At 73.1% G+C, this 18,434-nt stretch carries 19 protein-coding genes and 1 tRNA gene; 17 read left to right on the top strand and 3 right to left on the bottom strand.

Features of this window, described 5'->3' with window-relative positions; genetic code table 11:
* Positions 1 to 55 precede the first annotated feature (55 nt).
* From FKD65_RS12225 to FKD65_RS12210, 5 genes are all read left to right on the top strand, one after another.
* Positions 56 to 1,579 (top strand): protein kinase, encoded by a 1,524-nt coding sequence (locus tag FKD65_RS12225; RefSeq protein WP_141577617.1) that lies wholly within the window; start codon positions 56 to 58, stop codon positions 1,577 to 1,579.
* Between the two features lie 503 nt (positions 1,580 to 2,082).
* Positions 2,083 to 2,166: transfer RNA gene (locus FKD65_RS44160), tRNA-Tyr, on the top strand.
* A gap of 89 nt (positions 2,167 to 2,255) precedes the next feature.
* A complete protein-coding gene (locus tag FKD65_RS12220; RefSeq protein WP_205718639.1) occupies positions 2,256 to 2,822 on the top strand; it encodes a TetR/AcrR family transcriptional regulator in 567 nt (188 codons plus the stop codon).
* 10 nt (positions 2,823 to 2,832) lie between these two features.
* Positions 2,833 to 4,029: a cytochrome P450 gene (locus tag FKD65_RS12215; RefSeq protein WP_205718638.1), complete on the top strand. Its 1,197-nt coding sequence runs from the start codon at positions 2,833 to 2,835 to the stop codon at positions 4,027 to 4,029.
* Entirely contained in the window at positions 4,030 to 4,809 is a 780-nt protein-coding gene (locus FKD65_RS12210) for an SDR family oxidoreductase (RefSeq protein WP_141577614.1), read from the top strand. It abuts the gene before it with no gap.
* A gap of 73 nt (positions 4,810 to 4,882) precedes the next feature.
* Here FKD65_RS12210 and FKD65_RS12205 read toward each other — a convergent pair whose 3' ends face one another.
* Both FKD65_RS12205 and FKD65_RS12200 read right to left on the bottom strand, forming a co-directional pair.
* Positions 4,883 to 5,338, bottom strand: a complete 456-nt coding sequence (locus tag FKD65_RS12205; protein ID WP_240810106.1) for a DUF3515 domain-containing protein — start codon at positions 5,336 to 5,338, stop codon at positions 4,883 to 4,885.
* 370 nt (positions 5,339 to 5,708) lie between these two features.
* Entirely contained in the window at positions 5,709 to 5,942 is a 234-nt protein-coding gene (locus FKD65_RS12200; RefSeq protein ID WP_141577613.1) for an Lrp/AsnC family transcriptional regulator, read from the bottom strand.
* Between the two features lie 133 nt (positions 5,943 to 6,075).
* Between FKD65_RS12200 and FKD65_RS12195 the strand changes: the two genes are divergently transcribed.
* From FKD65_RS12195 to thiD, 3 genes are all read left to right on the top strand, one after another.
* On the top strand, positions 6,076 to 6,996 hold the full coding sequence (locus FKD65_RS12195) for a thiamine-phosphate kinase (RefSeq protein ID WP_141577612.1): 921 nt from the start codon (positions 6,076 to 6,078) through the stop codon (positions 6,994 to 6,996).
* 101 nt (positions 6,997 to 7,097) lie between these two features.
* Positions 7,098 to 7,979, top strand: a complete 882-nt coding sequence (locus FKD65_RS12190; RefSeq protein ID WP_141577611.1) for a cellulose binding domain-containing protein — start codon at positions 7,098 to 7,100, stop codon at positions 7,977 to 7,979.
* Between the two features lie 136 nt (positions 7,980 to 8,115).
* Positions 8,116 to 8,919, top strand: a complete 804-nt coding sequence (gene thiD, locus FKD65_RS12185) for a bifunctional hydroxymethylpyrimidine kinase/phosphomethylpyrimidine kinase (RefSeq protein ID WP_141577610.1) — start codon at positions 8,116 to 8,118, stop codon at positions 8,917 to 8,919.
* A 141-nt stretch (positions 8,920 to 9,060) separates the two neighbouring features.
* Here thiD and rpmB read toward each other — a convergent pair whose 3' ends face one another.
* On the bottom strand, positions 9,061 to 9,255 hold the full coding sequence (gene rpmB / locus FKD65_RS12180; RefSeq protein ID WP_030164391.1) for a 50S ribosomal protein L28: 195 nt from the start codon (positions 9,253 to 9,255) through the stop codon (positions 9,061 to 9,063).
* Positions 9,256 to 9,439: 184 nt separating this feature from the next.
* On the opposite strand from rpmB, the gene FKD65_RS12175 reads away from it, so the two are divergent.
* The 9 genes from FKD65_RS12175 to rpmF all read left to right on the top strand — a co-directional run bounded on the left by FKD65_RS12175 (position 9,440) and on the right by rpmF (position 18,326).
* On the top strand, positions 9,440 to 11,035 hold the full coding sequence (locus FKD65_RS12175; protein ID WP_240810105.1) for a DAK2 domain-containing protein: 1,596 nt from the start codon (positions 9,440 to 9,442) through the stop codon (positions 11,033 to 11,035).
* Positions 11,036 to 11,067: 32 nt separating this feature from the next.
* Positions 11,068 to 13,257 carry an ATP-dependent DNA helicase RecG gene (gene recG / locus FKD65_RS12170; RefSeq protein WP_141577608.1) on the top strand — a complete coding sequence of 730 codons (2,190 nt, stop codon included), beginning with the start codon at positions 11,068 to 11,070 and terminating at the stop codon, positions 13,255 to 13,257.
* A gap of 57 nt (positions 13,258 to 13,314) precedes the next feature.
* A complete protein-coding gene (locus FKD65_RS46590) occupies positions 13,315 to 13,395 on the top strand; it encodes a putative leader peptide (protein WP_141586769.1) in 81 nt (26 codons plus the stop codon).
* A gap of 64 nt (positions 13,396 to 13,459) precedes the next feature.
* Positions 13,460 to 14,329: a HEAT repeat domain-containing protein gene (locus tag FKD65_RS12160; RefSeq protein ID WP_141577606.1), complete on the top strand. Its 870-nt coding sequence runs from the start codon at positions 13,460 to 13,462 to the stop codon at positions 14,327 to 14,329.
* 431 nt (positions 14,330 to 14,760) lie between these two features.
* Positions 14,761 to 15,336 (top strand): 16S rRNA (guanine(966)-N(2))-methyltransferase RsmD, encoded by a 576-nt coding sequence (gene rsmD / locus FKD65_RS12155; RefSeq protein WP_141577604.1) that lies wholly within the window; start codon positions 14,761 to 14,763, stop codon positions 15,334 to 15,336.
* 30 nt (positions 15,337 to 15,366) lie between these two features.
* On the top strand, positions 15,367 to 16,818 hold the full coding sequence (locus FKD65_RS12150; protein WP_141577602.1) for a penicillin-binding protein 2: 1,452 nt from the start codon (positions 15,367 to 15,369) through the stop codon (positions 16,816 to 16,818).
* Positions 16,819 to 16,912: 94 nt separating this feature from the next.
* Positions 16,913 to 17,395 (top strand): pantetheine-phosphate adenylyltransferase, encoded by a 483-nt coding sequence (gene coaD / locus FKD65_RS12145; protein ID WP_141577600.1) that lies wholly within the window; start codon positions 16,913 to 16,915, stop codon positions 17,393 to 17,395.
* A gap of 105 nt (positions 17,396 to 17,500) precedes the next feature.
* Positions 17,501 to 18,145 carry a DUF177 domain-containing protein gene (locus FKD65_RS12140; RefSeq protein ID WP_141577598.1) on the top strand — a complete coding sequence of 215 codons (645 nt, stop codon included), beginning with the start codon at positions 17,501 to 17,503 and terminating at the stop codon, positions 18,143 to 18,145.
* A 1-nt stretch (position 18,146) separates the two neighbouring features.
* Entirely contained in the window at positions 18,147 to 18,326 is a 180-nt protein-coding gene (gene rpmF, locus FKD65_RS12135; RefSeq protein ID WP_067632153.1) for a 50S ribosomal protein L32, read from the top strand.
* The last annotated feature ends 108 nt before the right edge of the window (positions 18,327 to 18,434 follow it).

Genomic DNA, 18,434 nt, shown 5'->3' with positions numbered 1-18,434 from the left:
GCGTAGGGATGTGCCAGGCTTGTACGGCCCTTCGCCGTCCCGAGGAGAATGTCCCGTGCCGTACGCCGACCTGCCGGAGCGCATCGGCCGCTACCAGGTCGTCGACCGTCTCGGCGAGGGCGGCATGGGGACGGTGTACGCGGGCCTGGACGAGTCCGGGCGCAAGGTCGCACTCAAGGTCATCCGGCGGGAGTTCGCCGCCGACCGGCAGTACCGCGCGCGGTTCGAGGCGGAGGTCTCGGCGGCCAAGCGCGTCCGCCCGTTCTGCACGGCGCCGGTCCTGGACGCCGACCCCGCCGCGGACCCGCCCTACCTGGTGACCGAGTTCGTCAACGGCCCGAGCCTGGACGCCGCCGTGGCGAAGGAGGGGCCGCTGCGCGGCGCCGACCTGGAGGCCGTCGCGGTCGGCATCGCGACCGCGCTGACCGCCATCCACGACGCGGGTGTCGTGCACCGCGACCTGAAGCCCGCCAACGTGCTGCTGTCCACGTTCGGTCCGCGCGTCATCGACTTCGGCATCGCCCGCTCCCTGGACGGGACGCGCCTCACCGCGACCGGCGGCATCGTCGGCACGCCCGCGTTCATGGCCCCCGAGCAGCTCGACGGGCGCGGCGCGAGCCCGGCGTCCGACGTGTTCGCCTGGGGCGCGACCGTGGCCTTCGCGGCGCGCGGCGGGCCGTGCTTCGGCGGCAACTCGCTGCCGGCGGTCATCCACCAGATCATCAGCGGGGAGCCCGACCTGGGCGGGCTCGACGGCACCCTGCTCAGGGCCGTCCAGGCGGCGCTGGCCAAGGACCCGGCGCGGCGGCCGTCCGCCCAGTCGCTGCTGGACGGCCTCATCTCCAGCGGCGTCCGGCAGTCCGCGCCGCCCTCGCAGCAGACCCAGGCGCCGGGACGGCGCCGCACCGAGACGCCGTCGCGACCGCACACCCAGGCGCCCTCCCACGGGACGGGACGGCACCGCGCCGAGACGCCGTCCCAACCGGGAACCCAGGCTTCGGAGGTCGTCTCGCCGCTCGCCGCGGGGGAGGCGGCGGCGCTCGTCGAGGGGCAGTACCGGCAGGCCGCGCAGGCCGGCGACCCGGCCGCGATGCGCAACCTCGCCGTCCTGCTCAGCGGGCAGGGACGGACCGCCGAGGCGGAGAGCTGGAACCGCTACGCCGACGCCATCGACGCCCGGCAGGCCGTGTACCAGCAGCCGCAGGGGTCGACCAGATACCGGCAACCGGCGGGATACCAGCAGCAGACCGGGCAGCCGGCCGCGTACCAGCAGGCGGCGGGGTACCAGAGCCACGCCGCACCGGCGCCCCACCAGTACCAGGGCGCGCGCCACGCGCACGGCAAGCCGCCCGTCAACAGCCTCGCGATCTACGCGGTGTCCATGGGCGCGGTCGGGCTGATCACGTGCGGGCTGCCGTCCATCCCCGCGATCGTCGCCGGGCACATGGCCTGGGTGCGGCTGCGGCGCTCGGGCGAGCGCGGGCTCGGGCTCGCGGTGACCGGGATCGCGCTCGGCTGGATCATGGTGGCGTTCTGGGCGCTGGTCGCGTTCGGGGCGGCCCTGCCGGACGACAGCTGAGCGAAAACCCGTTGCGGCCGCCGCGCCGCCGGTGGCACCGTTGACGACGTCAGCCCGTCCCAGACGGAGACGGTGACGCCAGACCCCGAGAGGAGGACCGGCCATGGCTCTGGAGCAGTATCGACTTCGACTGCCCTCGGCGTCGCGCGCCCGCCCCGGCCGGTATCCCCTCTCCTAGAGGCCCTCGGCCGACCCGCCGCGAGCGACGCCCGCCTTGCGAGTCACACGCGGCTACAGCCTTTGCGGGCAGGTGCGCGCCATGCCCGGTAACGTCGCGCGGCGACCTCACCCCGCACCGCAACCCCGCGACAACCTGACCGGCTGCGATCGCGTCCGAAGGCAGGTTCGAGCGAAGCGAGAACCTGATCGCGCAGCGAGCCGCCAAGGCGAGACGTAGCGATGCCAGCGATCGCCCGCAGTGCTCGACGATGGAGGGCCACCAGGCCCGAAGGAGGAGAGCACTGCCATGAAGGAGTACGGCGCGGGCCGGGCGGCCCGCGCGAGGGGCGGCGCCGACGTTCGGAGAGTCGGGCTTGGCTGTAACCCAAGCGTCGTTGACTGAGTGGGTTCGAATCCCACCCGCCTCACACGGTGACGCGCCGTCCGGGACGCCGGACGTTGCGCGCACCCGCCTTCTGAACTAATGTCTGGACACGTGTCCGGAAAATCCGAGCCCATGACCGAGTCCACGCGGCGCCGCCTCACCGAGCGGCAGGCCGACACGGTGCGGCGGCTGACCGACGCCGCCGTGGTGGAGGTCGGCGAGACCGGCTACGAGGGCCTGACCGTCCGCAACGTGGCCCGCCGCGCAGGGGTGGCGCCCGCGACCGCCTACACCTACTTCGCCTCCAAGAACCACCTCATCACCGAGGTGTTCTGGCGGCGGCTCAGCGCCCTGCCCCCGGTGGAGGCGGACGGGACGCTCCGCGAGCGGGTCGTGGAGACGCTCCGCGAGATCGCGCTGCTGGTGTCGGACGAACCGGACCTCGCCGCGGCGTGCACCACCGCGCTGCTCGGCACCGACCCCGACGTCCGCGAACTGCGGATGCGGATCGGCTACGCGATCCGCGAACGGCTCCGCGCGGCGCTGCGCGAGCACGACGACCCCAAGATCCTCGGCGCGCTGGAGCTGGCCTACACCGGCGCGCTCGTGTACGCGGGCATGGGCTACACGTCCTACGCCCGCATGGCCGACCGGCTCGCCGAGATGGCGGAGCTCATCCTCCCCGAACTTCCCGAGTGAGGTGACGGCCGTGGACCCTGCCGCGCAGGTCTCCTACAGCCCCTTCGACTACTCCGTCCACGAGGACCCCTACCCCCTCTACGCGCGGCTGCGCGAGGAGGCGCCCCTCTACCGCAACGACGAGATCGGCTTCTGGGCGCTGTCCCGGCACGCCGACGTGTCCGCGGCCTTCCGCGACCACGCGACGTTCTCCAACTCCCACGGCGTATCCGTGGAGCCGAGCGCCTGGGGCCCGCACGCGCCCCGGACGATGTCGTTCCTCGCGCTCGATCCGCCGCGCCACACCCGGATGCGCGCCCTCGTCTCCAAGGGCTTCACGCCACGGCGGGTGAAGGAGCTGGAGGACGGCATCCTGTCGCTGACCAGGCGCTACCTGGAGCCCGCCCTGGAGAATGGCGAGTTCGACTTCGTCGCCGACTTCGCGGGCCTGCTGCCCATGGACGTCATCTCGGAGATGATGGGCGTCCCCGAGGCCGACCGGGCCGAGGTGCGCCGTCTCGCGGACACGGTCGTCCACCGGGAGGAGGGGCTGAACGACGTCCCGCCCGCCGGAATGGACGCGGCGCTCACCCTCGTCGGCTACTACCAGGACATGGTCGCCGAACGGCGCCGCGGGCCGACCGGCGACCTGACCTCGGCGCTGCTGGACGCCGAGATCGACGGCGACCGGCTCACCGACGAGGAGGTCATCGCGTTCCTGTTCCTGATGGTGGTCGCCGGGAACGAGACCACCACCAAGCTGCTCGCCAACGCCCTGTACTGGGGGGCGCGCAACCCGGACCAGGCCGCCAAGCCGCTCCGCGACCCGGCCCGCGTGGACGACTGGATCGAGGAGACGCTCCGCTACGACACCTCCAGCCAGATGCTCGCCAGGAAGGTCGTGCGGGACGTCGAACTGCACGGGCGGCGGGTCCGCGAGGGCGACCGCGTGCTCCTGCTCGTCGGCTCTGCCAACCGCGACCCGCGCGTGTTCCCCGACGCCGAGACCTACGACCTCGACCGCGACACCTCGCAGCTCGTCAGCTTCGGCGGCGGGCGGCACTTCTGCCTCGGCGCGAACCTGGCACGGCTGGAGGCGCGCATCGCGCTGACAGAGTTCGTGCGCCGCGTCGGCTCCTACGAGGTCGACCACGAGAACGCCGAGCGAGTCCACTCGGTGAACGTCCGCGGGTTCGCGACGCTGCCCGTACGTGTGGAGGTGCGGTAGATGCCCAGGTTCGACCCCCATCCCGAGCGGCGCGCGGCCGTGGTCGCCGGCGCCTCCTCGGGCATCGGCGCGGCGACGGCGACGGCGCTGGCGATGGCCGGGCACCCCGTCGCGCTCGGCGCGCGGCGCACCGACAAGTGCGAGGAACTGGCGGCGACGGTCCGCGCCGGCGGGGGAGAGGCGTTCGCGCACCCGCTGGACGTCGCCGACTCCGACTCGGTCAAGGCGTTCGCCGCGGCCGCAGAGGACGCGCTCGGCCCCATCGAGATCGTGGTGTCCAGCGCAGGCGACCTGTCCGCCGGGCGCGTCCACGAACTCGACACCGCCGAGTTCCTCGCGCAGGTGCAGGTCCACCTCGTCGGCGCGCACCGGCTCGTCTCGCATTTCGTCCCGCAGATGGTGGCGCGGCGGCGCGGCGACATCGTGTTCGTCTCCTCCGACACCGTCCCCGCCCCCCGTTCCTGGACGGGCGCCTACGTCGCGGCCAAGAACGGCGTGGAGGGCATGGCCCGCACCATGCAGATGGAGCTGGAGGGGACGGGTGTGCGGGCGTCGATCGTCCGGCCCGGACCGACCGCGACCGGCATGGGCATGAGCTGGGACGCGGAGACGACCGGCGCCGTCCTGGAGGACTGGGCGAAGTGGGGCCACGCCCGCCACCCGTACTTCCTGCGCCCGTCCGACGTGGCCGCCGCCGTCGCCGCGATCGTCGCGGCTCCGCGCGGGGCCCACCTCCGGCTCGTCGAAGTACAGCCCGAAGCGCCGCTGGAAGAGTCGTGACCGCCCTGACACCGCACGCCGTGTAGGACGGGCCCGCCCGTCTGCAGGAGCCGGTCCGGCCCGGGCCGGACGATCAGATCTGCCCCTCGGGCTTCGCCGGGATCGTCGCCTCGATCGCGGGGCCCAGCTCGATCAGCACGTCCCCGGCCGGGTTGTACTTCGGCGGCACGGTCACCTCGACGTAGGCCTGCCGCGCCACGGCGGTGAAGGTCACCGGCCGGTCGGCGGGCTGCCCGAACCAGTCGATCCCGTTGATGGTCACCAGCTCGGACGCCGGACGGAGCGTCGCGGGCCGCGGCACCCCGCAGCGCAGCGCGATCGCGGGCGATCCCCAGGCGGCGGTCAGCGGCGAGTCCGGGGAGGCGTCGCGGCGCTTCAGCCCGTGGACCTTCTCCGGCAGCCGCAGCCCCTGGCACAGCCGCTGGGTCACCGCGTCCGGACTCGGCACCGGAACCTGGACCGCCCCGTCACCGCACGCCGACGCGACCAGCGCCAGACCACCGAGCACGACCGCGGAACGCCTGCCCACCCCGAGCCGCCATCCCGCCGCACCTCGCCCCGCACTCATGAAGCGCGCGGGCGTCACGGAACGCACACCCACCGTCGAGCGCTCGGCGTTCGTAGAACGCCGGGGTGCCGCGGAGCGCACGACTGCCGTCAGACGTTCGGCTGTCCTGTGGCGCGCGGAGGCCCTGGGAGGCGCAGCCGCCGTCGAGCGCTCTGCGTTCGTCGAATGCCGGGGTGTCGTGGAGCGCGCAGCTGCCATCAAAGGCTCGGCTGCCGTGGAGCGCTCAGCCGGCCTGGGACGCACACCCGCCGTCGGGTGCTCGGCTTTCGTGGAGCGCCGGGGCGTTGTGGGGCGCGCGGGTCGCGTCGAGCACTCGGATGTCGGGGGGTGCTCAGATGTGGACGATCGGGCAGGTGAGGGTCCGCGTGATGCCCTCGACCGCCTGGATCTGCGCGACGACGAGCTTGCCCAGCTCGTCCACATTGCGCGCCTCCGCTCGGACGATCACGTCGTAGGGTCCGGTGACGTCCTCCGCCCGGGTGACGCCGGTTATGCCGGAGATGTGGCCCGCCACTTCGGCTGCCTTACCGACTTCGGTCTGGATGAGGATGTAGGCCTGCACCATCACGTCCTCCCCAAGCGGAGAATCAACCGTCGGACGGTTCACCGTATCGTGTTACGCGCCGCCACGGGCGGTCGGGGTACGGCGTGCCCGGTGGGAATCGGGAGAAACGCGGGAAAACGGGGGAACGGCGCAGATGGGGACGATCGGTGAGCTGGGCGAATTCGGCCTGATCGGCCGTTTGGTCCGGCGGTTGCCGCAGGGGCCGGCGGTCCGGCTCGGCCCCGGCGACGACGCCGCGGTGATCGCCGCACCGGACGGCCGCGTCGTCGCCACCACCGACCTCCTCGTGGAAGGACGGCACTTCCGGCGCGACTGGTCCGGCCCCTACGACATCGGCCGCAAGGCCGCCGCGCAGAACCTCGCCGACGTCGTCGCGATGGGCGCGGCCCCCACGGCGCTGCTCGTCGGCTTCGCGGCCCCGCCCGAGACGGACGCGGGCTGGGCCGAGCGGCTCTACGACGGGCTCGCCGACGAGTGCCGCGCGGCGGGGGCGTCCGTCGCGGGAGGCGACGTCGTCGCCGCGCCGCGGGTCACCCTCGCGATCACCGCGCTGGGCGACCTCGGCGGCGCCGCGCCGCTCACCCGGTCCGGGGCCCGCCCCGGCGACGTCGTGGCCGTCCGGGGCAGGCTCGGCTTCGCTGCCGCCGGCCTCGCGCTGCTGGAGGCCGGGCAGGACGGTCCCGAGGAGTTGATCGCGGCGCACCGCCGTCCCGAGCCCCCCTACACCGCAGGGGAGGAGGCGCGGAAGCACGGCGCCACCGCCCTGCTCGACGTGAGCGACGGGCTCGTCCAGGACCTCGGGCACATCGCCGAGGCGAGCGGCGTCCGGATCGACGTCGACTCCGCGTCGCTGCCCGTCCCGGAGATCCTCGGCCCGGACGGGCAGGGGCACGTGCTCACCGGCGGCGAGGACCACGGGTTCGCCGGAACCTACCCGCCGGACGCCGTCCTGCCTCCATCCTGGACACGGATCGGAACCGTCGCCGAAGGGACCGGTGTACGCGTGGATGGACGTGAACCGCCGGCCGGAGCGTGGGACCATTTCCCAGCCTGAACGCCCTGCGCGCACAGCGCGTACAGCCGGGTGCGTTGACGCATCCGGTAGGCATGCTTGATGCGGGTTTGGTATACATCCTGTGATCGAAGAGGGATGGGATGGGACGACACTCCAGGCTTGAGCAACCGGAAGACGACCCCGTACCCGGCGCCGATGCGTCGCGAGGGTCGTACTACGGGGCTCCGGTCGACCCCTCCTACGACATCTTCTCGGGGCCGACCGACGACCGGGTCTACGTGTCGCCGCACGACCGGGTCAGATCGGGGCCCCCGCCGGTCGCCGAACGCCAGCACGACCCGCCGCCAGAGCCATACCGGTTCGAACCGCTCCCTGGGGACTACCCCGGCGACTACCCGGGCTCTCCCACGTCGTCGTTCCCCGAACTGCCGCGCGAACGGCTTCTGGACCCCGCCGAGATGCCCGAGCTGGAATCCGCGGACCCGTCCGACGCCTCCGGCAAGCGCGGCTGGACGAAGCTCGTCTCCGTGCTCCCGCTCCCACTGCTCCCGATCGTCGCCCTGGTCATCGCCGTCGGGATCGTCTCCTACGCGCTGAGCACCCAGCAGATCTCCCTCAACTTCGCGGGCGGCTCACCGAAGACCAGCCAGACCGACCCGCGCGACAACCAGGTCTCCCAGCGCGGCCCCGGCGAGCGCGCCAGCCGCGGCGGCCGCCCCGACGGCCTGGTCGTCGGGTTCCGCGTCGCCTCCCGCACTCCCGGCGGCTTCAAGGCCACCGCCACCATCGCCAACAAGGGGCAGCTCCCCGTCAGCAAGTGGGCGCTCGCGTTCAAGATCCCGAACGCGACGGTCACCGCCCTCAGCGGCGCCACCGTCGTGCGGACCGGCGAGATCGGCTTCGTCCGCGGCCGCACCGGGATCGCGCCCGGCGGCACCGTGCGGATCGTGTTCACCGCGCAGGGGACCCCGTCCAAGCCGTCCAGCTGCGTCCTCAACAAGCTGTCCTGCACGCTGGTCTGAGCTCGGCTCCAGGCGGCTCGGCGCTTCCGGCGGCCTCCGATCCCCGCACCCCGGACCCTGGCGGGCGCGCCTTCAGGGGGCGTCGCCGTTCCTCCACGGCTCGCCGGTCCCGGCGGATCGCCATAAAGTGGGCGGTATGACGCGCTCCGCCCTTGCTCCGCCCCTCGTGCTCACCATCGCGGGCTCGGACTCCGGCGGCGGCGCCGGAATCCAAGCCGACCTGAAGACCATGCTGGCCCTCGGCGTCCACGGGATGAGCGTCATCGCCGCCGTCACCGCGCAGAACTCCCTCGGCGTCCAGGGCTACTGGGAGCTGCCGCCCGAGGCCGTTCGCGCCCAGCTCGACTCGGTGCTGTCCGACATCGGAGTCCACGCGATCAAGACCGGCATGCTCGCCTCCACGGGCCTGGTCGAGATCGTCGCCGAGGCGCTCGCCGCGTCCGACGCCCCCGCCGTCGTCGACCCGGTCGGCGTCTCCAAGCACGGCGACTCGCTGCTCGCCCCGGAGGCCGTGGACGCCGTCCGCTCGGTGCTGCTGCCTGCGGCGACCGTCGTCACGCCGAACCTGTACGAGGTGGAGCAGCTCACCGGCGTCAAGGTCGTGGACGAGTCGGGGCTGCGCGAGGCGGCCGAGGCGGTCAAGGCGCTGGGCCCCGCGTGGGTGCTGATCAAGGGAGGGCACCTGCCCGGCGAGCCCGCCGACCTGCTGTTCGACGGGGAGGACGAGCACCGCTTCACCGCCCCCCGGCACGACAACCGGCACACCCACGGGACCGGCTGCACGCTCGCGTCCGCCATCGCCTCGCACCTGGCACTCGGCGACGACGTCCCGGCGGCGGTGGCGAAGGCGAAGGAGTACGTGACGGGGGCGATCGCGGCGGGCTTCCCGCTCGGCGCCGGCATCGGTCCCGTCGACCACGCCTGGCGGCAGCGCGGCTGAACGGCGGCGGCAGCGTGCGGGAGCCCGTGGAAGCAGGGGAGCACGGAGCCCCGAGAATGCGAAAGTCGGCTCACCGGGAGATCCCGATGAGCCGACCGAAGCCGTGAAGCGGACCGCCCCGCCGGGGCGGCCCGGGGCGGGTCAGACCGTCGGCTTGACGACCTTGCCGGCCTTGATGCAGGACGTGCAGGCGTTGATCCGCTTGGTGCTGCCGTTCACGACGGCGCGCACGCGCTGGATGTTGGGGTTCCAGCGGCGCGGGGTGCGGCGGTGCGAGTGGGAGACGCGCATGCCGAAACCGGGTCCCTTGCCGCAGACGTCGCAGACGGAAGCCACGGGAAACTCCAAGTGGTGTCGATGCTCTGATCGGAGCGCCACCCGGTGCCGCCTCGGGCGGGCCGGGCATCATGGGCGCTCACTGATGAGCGCCACGAACGTGGCGCGTGGACCAGACTAGCCGACAGCCAGTCGGGTTAGCGAATCGACGGCGCCGGGACGCGGCGGCGCGGAAGGGAGCACGGTGGCGCTGGACGATGCGGCGGCCCTCGACGGTGCGGCGGTGCGGCGGTGGTGCAGGCTCGCGGCGGAGGCGCTCGGGCGGACCAGGGCCGAGATCGACGCGCTCAACGTCTTCCCCGTCCCGGACGGGGACACCGGCACCAACCTGCACCTGACCGTCATCGCGGCGGCCGACGCCCTGGACGAGCCGCCGGGCGGCGCCGACCCGTGGCGGACCCTGGCGCAGGGGGCGCTGCTCGGCGCGCGGGGCAACTCCGGCGTGATCCTGAGCCAGGTGTTCCGGGGCCTCGCCGACGTCCTCGGCCCCCTGGAGGCGCCGCCGGACGGCGCCTCCTTCGCGGCGGCCCTCGACCACGCGTCCGTCCTGGCCCGCGGGGCCGTCGAGCATCCCGTCGAGGGCACGATCCTCAGCGTCCTCGCCGAGGCCGCCGCGGCGTCCGCGACCGCCTCGGGAACCGGGCTCCCCGAGGCCGCGCGGGCCGCCGCCGCGGGCGCACGGCAGGCGCTGCGCCGCACCACCGGCCAGCTGGACGTGCTCGCGCGCAGCGGGGTCGTGGACGCCGGCGCGGCCGGGCTGTGCGTGGTGCTCGACGCCCTCGTCGCGGTGGCCACCGACGAGTACCCGGAGCGGTACGAGATCCCGGCCCGCACCGCCGGGACGCCTCCGCCCGCCGGGGAGCCCCCGGCCCCCCAGGGATTCGGATACGAGGTGATGTACCTGCTCGACGCGCCCGACGACGCCGTCCACACCCTGCGCGAGCGCCTCGACGGCCTCGGCGACTCCCTGGTCGTGGTCGGCGGCGACGGGCTGTGGAACGTCCACGTCCACGTCGACGACGCCGGGTCGGCGATCGAGGCGGGCATGGCGGCGGGACGCCCGCACCGGATCCGCGTCACCTACCTGCACGCCGCCGAGGGCCATCCGCACGCGCCGCACACCGGCCGCGCGGTGATCGCCGTCACCGCCGCCGACGGGTTGGCCGCGCTGTTCGAGGAGTGCGGAGCGCGGGTCGTGCGGCGCGAGCCCGGCGCCGTCCCGCCGCTCGCCGTGCTCGCCGAGGCGATCCTCGCCGCCGGCGACGAGGTGACCGTCCTGCCGAACGAACCAGAGGTCCTCGCCCTCGCCGAAGCCGCGGCGGAGCGCGCGCGGGACGGCGGGGCCCGCATCGCGGTGGTCCCGACCAAGGCGTCCGTCCAGGGGATGGCGGCGCTCGCCGTGCACGACCCGCTGCGCCGCTTCGCCGAGGACGTGATCGAGATGACCCGCGCCGCCGGAGCCACCCGCTTCGGCCATCTGGAGGTCGCCGCGCAGGAGGCCGTGACGAGCGCGGGCCTCTGCCAGCCGGGCGACGTCCTCGGCCTGATCGAGGGGGACGTCGCGACGATCGGCGCGGACCTCGCCGAGGTGGCCCGCGACGTCCTGGACCGGATGCTCTCGGGCGGCGGCGAGCTGGTCACCCTGATCGCCGGCCGCCACGCCCCGCCCGGGCTCGCCGCCGGACTGGAGGACCACCTGCGCCGCCGGCGCCCCGACGCGGAGGTCGGCGTGTACGCCGGCGACCAGGAACGCTACCCGCTGCTCATCGGCGTCGAGTGAATCCCGTCGCCCCCATCGGCTAGAAAAGACCCGTGGCTAACCTCGACGAGCCGTTGCGCAAGGTCCTCGGCGACAAGACGGCGGGCGCGCTGAAGAAGGGCCTCGACCTGCACACGGTCGGCGACCTGCTGCACCACTACCCGCGCCGCTACGCCCACCGCGGCGAGCTGACCCAGCTCAGCGGCCTGCAGGACGGCGAGCACGTCACGGTCATGGCGGAGGTCGTGAAGGTGCAGGGCCGCTCCCTCACCCGCAGCCCCGGCTACGTCCTGGAGATCACCGTCACCGACGGGACCGGCCTGCTCAAGCTCAGCTTCTTCGGCCGCAAGGGCTCCTACCGGCCCGAGAAGGAGCTGTCGCCGGGCACCCGCGGCCTGTTCGCCGGCAAGATCAGCACCTACGTGCCCCGCAGCGGCAAGACCGTCCGGCAGCTGACGCACCCGCAGTACAAGGTCGTCCACGAGAAGGGCGCCGAGGAGGCCGCGCAGGAGTGGGCCGACGAGATCATCCCGATCTACCCGTCCACCAAGGCGCTGCCCATCGAGGCGATCAGCACGTCCGTCGAGACCGTCCTCGCCCAGCTCGACCTGCCGGACGACCCCATGCCCGACGCGCTCCTCAGCCGCCGCCACCTGATCGGCCTGCGCGAGGCATACGAGGGCATCCACCGCCCCCGGACCTGGGACGAGCTGGGCCGCGCCAAGGCCCGCCTCAAATGGGACGAGGCCTTCGTCGTCCAGATCGCCCTCGCCCAGCGCCGCGTCGTCGCCGCCTCCCTGCCCGCCAAGCCGCGCTCCCCGTCCTTCGGCGGCATCCAAGCGGAGTTCGACGCCCGCCTCCCCTTCGAACTCACCGAGGGCCAACGCCAGGTGGGCGACGAGATAGCCGCCGACCTGGCCAAGAGCCACCCCATGCACCGCCTCCTCCAGGGCGACGTCGGAGCGGGAAAGACGGTGGTCGCGTTGCGGGCGATGTTGCAGGTGGTGGACGGGGGAGGGCAGGCGGCGCTGCTGGCGCCGACCGAGGTGCTGGCTCAGCAGCACTACCGGTCGATCACCGGAATGCTCGGCGATCTGGCGCAGGCGGGGCAGATCGGCGGGGCCGAGCACGCCACGCGGGTGGCGCTGCTGACCGGGTCGCAGGGGGCGAAGGCGCGCAAGGAGGCGCTGCTGGAGGCGGCGTCCGGGGCGGCGGGGATCGTCGTCGGCACCCATGCGCTGCTGCAGGAGACCGTCCAGTTCGCCGATCTCGGCCTCGTCGTGGTGGACGAGCAGCACAGGTTCGGTGTCGAGCAGCGCGACGCCCTGCGCGAGAAGGTCGACGGCGGCCGCCCGCACGTGCTGGTCATGACGGCGACGCCGATCCCGCGCACGGTCGCGATGACCGTCTTCGGCGACCTGGAGACCTCGGTGCTCGGCCAGCTCCCGGCGGGGCGGTCGCAGATCCAGACGCACGTCGTGCCGCCCGAGAAGCCGGCGTTCCTCGCCCGCACCTGGGAGCGGATCAAGGAGGAGGCGGCGAACGGTCGGCAGATCTACATCGTCTGCCCGCGCATCGGCGAGCAGGAGGGCGACGAGGGCGACTCCGTCGTCGCCGAGGAGGCCGACCGCCGGTCCCCGCTCGGGATCATGGAGGTGCTGCCGAAGCTGGAGGAGCTGCTCGACGGGCTGCGCATCGGCGTCCTGCACGGCAAGCTGCACCCGGACGAGAAGGACGCGGTCATGCGCCGGTTCACCGCGCGGGAGCTGGACGTCCTGCTCGCCACCACGGTCATCGAGGTCGGCGTGGACGTGCCCAACGCCACCGTCATGGTGATCATGGACGCGGACCGGTTCGGTGTCTCCCAGCTCCACCAGCTGCGCGGACGCGTCGGCCGCGGGTCGCTGCACGGCCTCTGCCTGCTCGTCACCGACGCCGCGCCGGGCAGCAAGGCCCGCGAGCGGCTGGACGCCGTCGCCTCCACCACCGACGGGTTCAAACTGTCCCGGCTCGACCTGGAGCAGCGCCGCGAGGGCGACGTGCTCGGCGCGGCGCAGGCCGGGCGCTCGTCCAGCCTGCGGCTGCTCACGCTCCAGCGGGACGAGGACGTGATTCGCGACGCGCGCGAGGAGGCGACCGCCCTCGTCGGGTCCGACCCGGACCTGTCGGCGCACCCCGGGCTGGCCACCGTCCTCGCGTCCCTGCTCGACGAGGAGCGCGCCGACTTCCTGGAGAAGACGTAACAGATATTGCCGACCTATTTAGTTGACAATATCTCCCGGCCAGGTCAGGATGAACGCGTGACTTCGAGTCGTGCTCTGATCGCCCGCCTGCACGTCGACCTCCGGCGCCAGGCGAGCGCCCTGTGTTCCCGTCGCTGATCCCGCGCCCCCGGCGGACTCATGCCCGCCACGGATCCGACGGCCAGACCAGGAGGCCACACCCATGACTCACACCACCCGGCTGCGACTGGACCAGGCGGAGGAACTCCTCCGCGACCCCGACCCCGCCACCCGCGCCGAGGCCCTCGCGGCGCTCACCAGGGCGGCCCGCACGGGCGAGGCGCCGCGCGGCACCGGCGACACCTTCGCCTGGGCCCTCGCCGACGAGCACGAGGACGTGCGCCGCGTCGCCGCGGACGCGCTGCGCGACCTGCCCGAGCTGTACTTCGGCGACGACGGCGTCGACGCCCTGCTGCTCGCCGCGGCCGACGGCCGCGACACCACCGTCCGCGAGACCGCGGCCGACCTCGTCGGGATCCTCGCCAAGGGCGCCGGAGAGCTCTACGCGCAGGGGTTCGAGGACGACGAGCCCCACGTCCGCATCCAGGCCGTCCTCGGCCTGGTGGCGCTGCGCGAGGTCGCCCGCGTCGCCGAGGCCGCCGACGACCCGTCCCGCGAGGTCCGCGTCGCCGTCGCCGAGGGACTCGCCCGCCTCGCCCGGCCCTCCGGCCTGCCCGCGCTCGAACACCTCCTCGCCGACCACGATCCCGTCGTCCGCATCGCCGCCCTCGACGCCGCGGCCGACCTCGGCGTCCCCGAACCGCTGGAAGGACGTGTCGTCACCGCGATCGCCCACGCCAACTGGCAGGTCCGCCGCCACGCCGTCCGCGCCCTGGCCGAGGCCCGCCCCGAGGTCGCCGTCCAGCCCCTGGTCAAGGCCCTGCGCGACCGCACGGTCGACGTCCGCCGCGCCGCCGTCCAGGCCCTCGAACAGTGGGCCACCGACCTCCCCGAGGTGGTCACCGCCCTGACCGAGACCCTCGCCGACCCAGACCCAGGCGTCCGCACCCAAGCACGCTGGTCTCTGGCCTGAGGGCAGAGACTCAGCGATTCACGGCCCGGTCTTCCTACTGGGAGGAAGACCGGCCATGAGCGGGACCGCCAGCGTGGCACGGCGCTGGCGGTCTTGCTTATTGCTTTTTCTCCTCCTTCGGGCCTGGCGGCCCTCCATCGTCGGAAAAGCGGGCGATCGCTGGCATCGCTCCGGCTCGCCTGGCGGCTCGCTGCGCGATCAGATTCTTGCTCCGCTCGAATCTGCCTTCGGACGCGATCGCACCATTGGGGTTGTTGCGTGGTGCTGTGGTGGCTGAGGTCGTCGCGGTGGGTGGCTCCCGTCGCGGGGACGCCTGGGGATGAGTTCCTGCGGCCTCCTTCGGTCGTTGGATTGTGCAACTTTTGTGCGGATCGCCCGGCCGGGGGCGGTTGTTGGCGTGATCAGCGGGGGGCGGGGCGGATACTGGGACGGTGAGCAGGGTCATCGCGGGCATCGCGGGAGGGCGGCGGCTGGCCGTCCCGGCGGGACGGGACACCAGGCCGACCAGCGACCGCGCCAGGGAGGGGCTCTTCTCCACGGTGCTGGCCCTGCTCGGGCCGCTGGACGGGCTGCGCGTCGCCGACCTGTACGCGGGCTCGGGCGCGGTCGGACTCGAGGCCCTGTCCCGGGGGGCCGCCCACGCGCTGCTGGTCGAGTCGCATCCGCGGGCGATGAAGGTGATCCGGCAGAACGCCGGGACGCTCGGGCTGCCCGGCGCGGTCCCCTGCGCGGAGAAGGTGGAGCGGCTCGTCCGCGGGAAGCCGGACGAGCCCTACGACCTGATCTTCGCCGACCCGCCCTACGCGGTGCCGGACGCGTCCGTCACCGCCCTGCTGGAGGGACTGCGCGACAACGGGTGGGCGGCCCCGGACGCGCTGGTCGTCGTGGAACGCGCCGCCCGCGGCCCCGCGCTGGAATGGCCCGACGGCTACGAGGCCGAGCGGGAGCGGCGCTACGGCGAGGCGGTGTTCTGGTACGGCCGCGCCGCCGTTGAGGACCGCCGTTGAGAAGCCGCCGGTTCGGGTAGGGGAGAGCGCATGAGGCCCGGGATCGACCGCGCGCTGGCGCGCACCTGGGTGATCACCCTGCTCCTGGTGCTCGCGCTCCTGGTGAACGTCACCTACGTGCAGGGCTTCCAGGCGCAGGGGCTGCGGGACGACTCGCTCAACGCCCGCCAGTTCGAGGACCGCTTCAAGATCGACCGGGGCCCCATCGTCGCGCGCGGCGAGCGGCTCGCCTGGTCCGACCAGGTGGACGGCGACCGTTTCCAGCGCCGCTACAAGGACGGCGCCGTCTTCGCGCCGATCACCGGCTACTTCTCGGTGTTCTCCCAGACCGGCCTGGAGGAGGCGGAGAACCACTTCCTGGACGGGACCGACGCCCGGCTCGCCACCTCCAACCTCGTCGACAAGCTGATCGGCAAGCACGTCCCGGGCGGCACGGTGGAGGCCACCGTCGACCCCGACGCGCAGCGCGCCGCCTACGAGGCGCTGAAGGCCGGCGGTGCGCGGCGCGGGGCGGCGGTCGCCCTCGACGCGCGCACCGGCGCGGTCCTGGTGATGGCGTCCACGCCGTCCTACGACCCGAACGAGGTGTCGACCCTCGACCGCAAGAAGGCAGTGGAGGCGTTCGACCGGCTCGGCGACCAGCCGCGCAAGCCGCTGCTCAACAAGGCCGCCTACGAGCTGTTCCCGCCCGGCTCCACGTTCAAGACCGTCGTCGCCGCGACGGCGCTGAAGGCCGGGACGGACGAGGGCACGCAGGTCAAGGCCGGACGGAGCTACCGGCCACCGGGCGCCGGGCGGGCGATCAACAACGACGCGGGCGACATCGGCGGATCCTGCGACCTGTCCCAGATCCCCCTCATCGAGGCGTACGCACAGTCCTGCAACACCACGTTCGCCTACATGGGCGCGCAGAAGCCCGGCAACGACGCCGTCAACGCGCAGGCGGGCAGATTCGGGTTCGGCGACCGGATCGAGTTCGCGGAGGGCCTGAAGAGCGCCCCCAGTTCCTTCCCCAGGACCGACCAGCCCTCGCTCAGCGCGCTCGGCTCCATCGGGCAGGGCAGCACGGTCGCCACCCCGCTCCAGATGGCCATGGTCGCCGCCGCGGTCCTCAACGACGGGGAGGTCATGCGGCCCCGGCTGGTGGACAGGCTGCGCGCACCGGACGGCTCGACGGTCGACAAGATCTCGCCCCAGCGGCTGTCCCGCGCCCTCACCGGCGACCAGGCGAAGCAGATGCGGGACATGATGGAGGCCGTCGTCGAGCGGGGCACCGGCAAGTCCCTGCGGGGGACGTCCGTCCTCGGCGGCAAGACCGGGACCGCCGACGTCGAGGGCGCCTCCTACAACGACCGCTGGTTCATCGGGTTCGGCCCGCGGAGCGACCCCAGGTACGCGGTCGCGGTGATGACGGAGGCGTCCGGGTACGGCATCGAGTCGGGCCCGATCGCCGCCAGGATCCTGGACGCCCTGGGCGGCTGAGGACGCCCCCGGCGAGCCCGGTGGAAACCCGGCCGAACGTGATTTGGTACGTTCACGCCGCAGGTCAGAAACCGGGACCGAAGGGGTTCGCGCCGTGCGCCGTGTCGTCTGTCCGGGATCGTTCGACCCCGTCACCAACGGGCATCTCGACATCATCAGCCGCGCCTCCCGCCTCTACGACGAGGTGGTCGTCGCCGTGCTGATCAACAAGAACAAGAAGAGCCTGTTCACCGTGGACGAGCGCGCCGACATGATCTCCGAGGTCACCCGGGAGTACGGCAACGTCACGGTCGACACCTTCTACGGGCTCACCGTCGACTACTGCAAGGAGCAGGACATCCCGGTGATCGTCCGGGGGCTGCGGGCCGTCAGCGACTACGAGTACGAGTTGCAGATGGCCCAGATGAACCACCGGATCGCGGGGGTGGAGACGCTGTTCATGGCGACGAACCCCGAGTACGCGTTCCTGTCCTCCAGCCTCATGAAGGAGGTCGTCAGGTTCGGTGGGGACGTCTCCGGGCTCGTCCCCGACAGCGTCCACGACCGCCTGGTCCAGCGGCTCCAGCACCAGGCCTGACCGCCCGGAGGCGGGCCCGCCCCTGGTGGCCGGGCCGCGAGTTGGGTCAGCGGCCGGTGTTCGGTACCCTGGGACATCGGCCATCACAGGCGGCCGCCGTTCACCATGCCTCACGAAAGCAGGATTCCGCTGACACGCAACGACCCCAGCGCTCCGTTCAAGCTCGACACCCGAGCTCTGAGCAGGCAACCCGGGTCGTCGCGGGAGGAGCACCTGTCCGTGCCGGCACCGGAGAATTTCGGCGTCGAGATGGTGGGCGTCCCCGAGGGCGCCGCGATCGAGCTGGACCTCCGGCTCGAAGCGGTCCTGGAGGGGGTGCTCGTCACCGGCACGGCGACGGTCCCTCTCAAGGGGGAGTGCTCCCGCTGCCTCGACCCGATCGCCTCGACCTTCGAGGCGGACTTCCAGGAGCTGTACGTCTACGACGACACCCGCTCGGGCGGGAACGCCGAGGACGACGAGCTCCGCCTCGAGGGCGACCTGATCGACCTCGAACCGGTCCTGCGGGACGCGGTGGTGCTCGCACTGCCGCTGTCCCCGCTGTGCCGGGACGACTGCCCGGGCCTGTGCCCGGACTGCGGTGCGCGGCTCGCCGACGTCGAGCCGGGCCATCGCCACGACGTCGCCGACCCCCGGTGGGCGGCGCTGCGGGACCTTGCCGGCGACATCGCGCCGGCAGCCCCCGACCGGGGGAACGGGAGCTCCGGCACCCGTGATTCATCGGATCGAGAAGGAAAGCAGGAGGGCTGACGTGGCCGTCCCGAAGCGGAAGAAGTCGCGCAGCAACACGCGGCACCGGCGCTCGCAGTGGAAGACCGCCGCGCCGAACCTGGTCGAGTGCCCGACGTGCCGCGACCACAAGCTGCCGCACACCGCGTGCGCGACATGCGGAACCTACGACCGGCGGCAGGTCATCGCCCCGTCGGCCTGAGTCTTCTCGCATCCTGGGGGGCGGAACCGCGCGAGCGGCCCGCCCCCCATGGTGCGGAAGGACACGCACCCCGACCACCCGGCGCGTGACGTCGGCGTGGTGACCGGC

It is taken from the genome of Actinomadura sp. WMMA1423 (assembly GCF_006547145.1).
GTDB lineage: Bacteria > Actinomycetota > Actinomycetes > Streptosporangiales > Streptosporangiaceae > Spirillospora.
This window is presented reverse-complemented; position numbering and strand designations above follow the sequence as displayed.

Coding starts and splice junctions, on each gene's coding strand:
- FKD65_RS12220 (WP_205718639.1), top strand. CDS start 2,256: ATGACCGAGTCCACGCGGCGCCGCCTCACCGAGCGGCAGGCCGACACG.
- FKD65_RS12210 (WP_141577614.1), top strand. CDS start 4,030: ATGCCCAGGTTCGACCCCCATCCCGAGCGGCGCGCGGCCGTGGTCGCC.
- FKD65_RS12200 (WP_141577613.1), bottom strand. CDS start 5,942: ATGGTGCAGGCCTACATCCTCATCCAGACCGAAGTCGGTAAGGCAGCC.
- FKD65_RS12195 (WP_141577612.1), top strand. CDS start 6,076: ATGGGGACGATCGGTGAGCTGGGCGAATTCGGCCTGATCGGCCGTTTG.
- FKD65_RS12190 (WP_141577611.1), top strand. CDS start 7,098: ATGGGACGACACTCCAGGCTTGAGCAACCGGAAGACGACCCCGTACCC.
- thiD (WP_141577610.1), top strand. CDS start 8,116: ATGACGCGCTCCGCCCTTGCTCCGCCCCTCGTGCTCACCATCGCGGGC.
- FKD65_RS12160 (WP_141577606.1), top strand. CDS start 13,460: ATGACTCACACCACCCGGCTGCGACTGGACCAGGCGGAGGAACTCCTC.
- FKD65_RS12150 (WP_141577602.1), top strand. CDS start 15,367: ATGAGGCCCGGGATCGACCGCGCGCTGGCGCGCACCTGGGTGATCACC.
- FKD65_RS12140 (WP_141577598.1), top strand. CDS start 17,501: ATGCCTCACGAAAGCAGGATTCCGCTGACACGCAACGACCCCAGCGCT.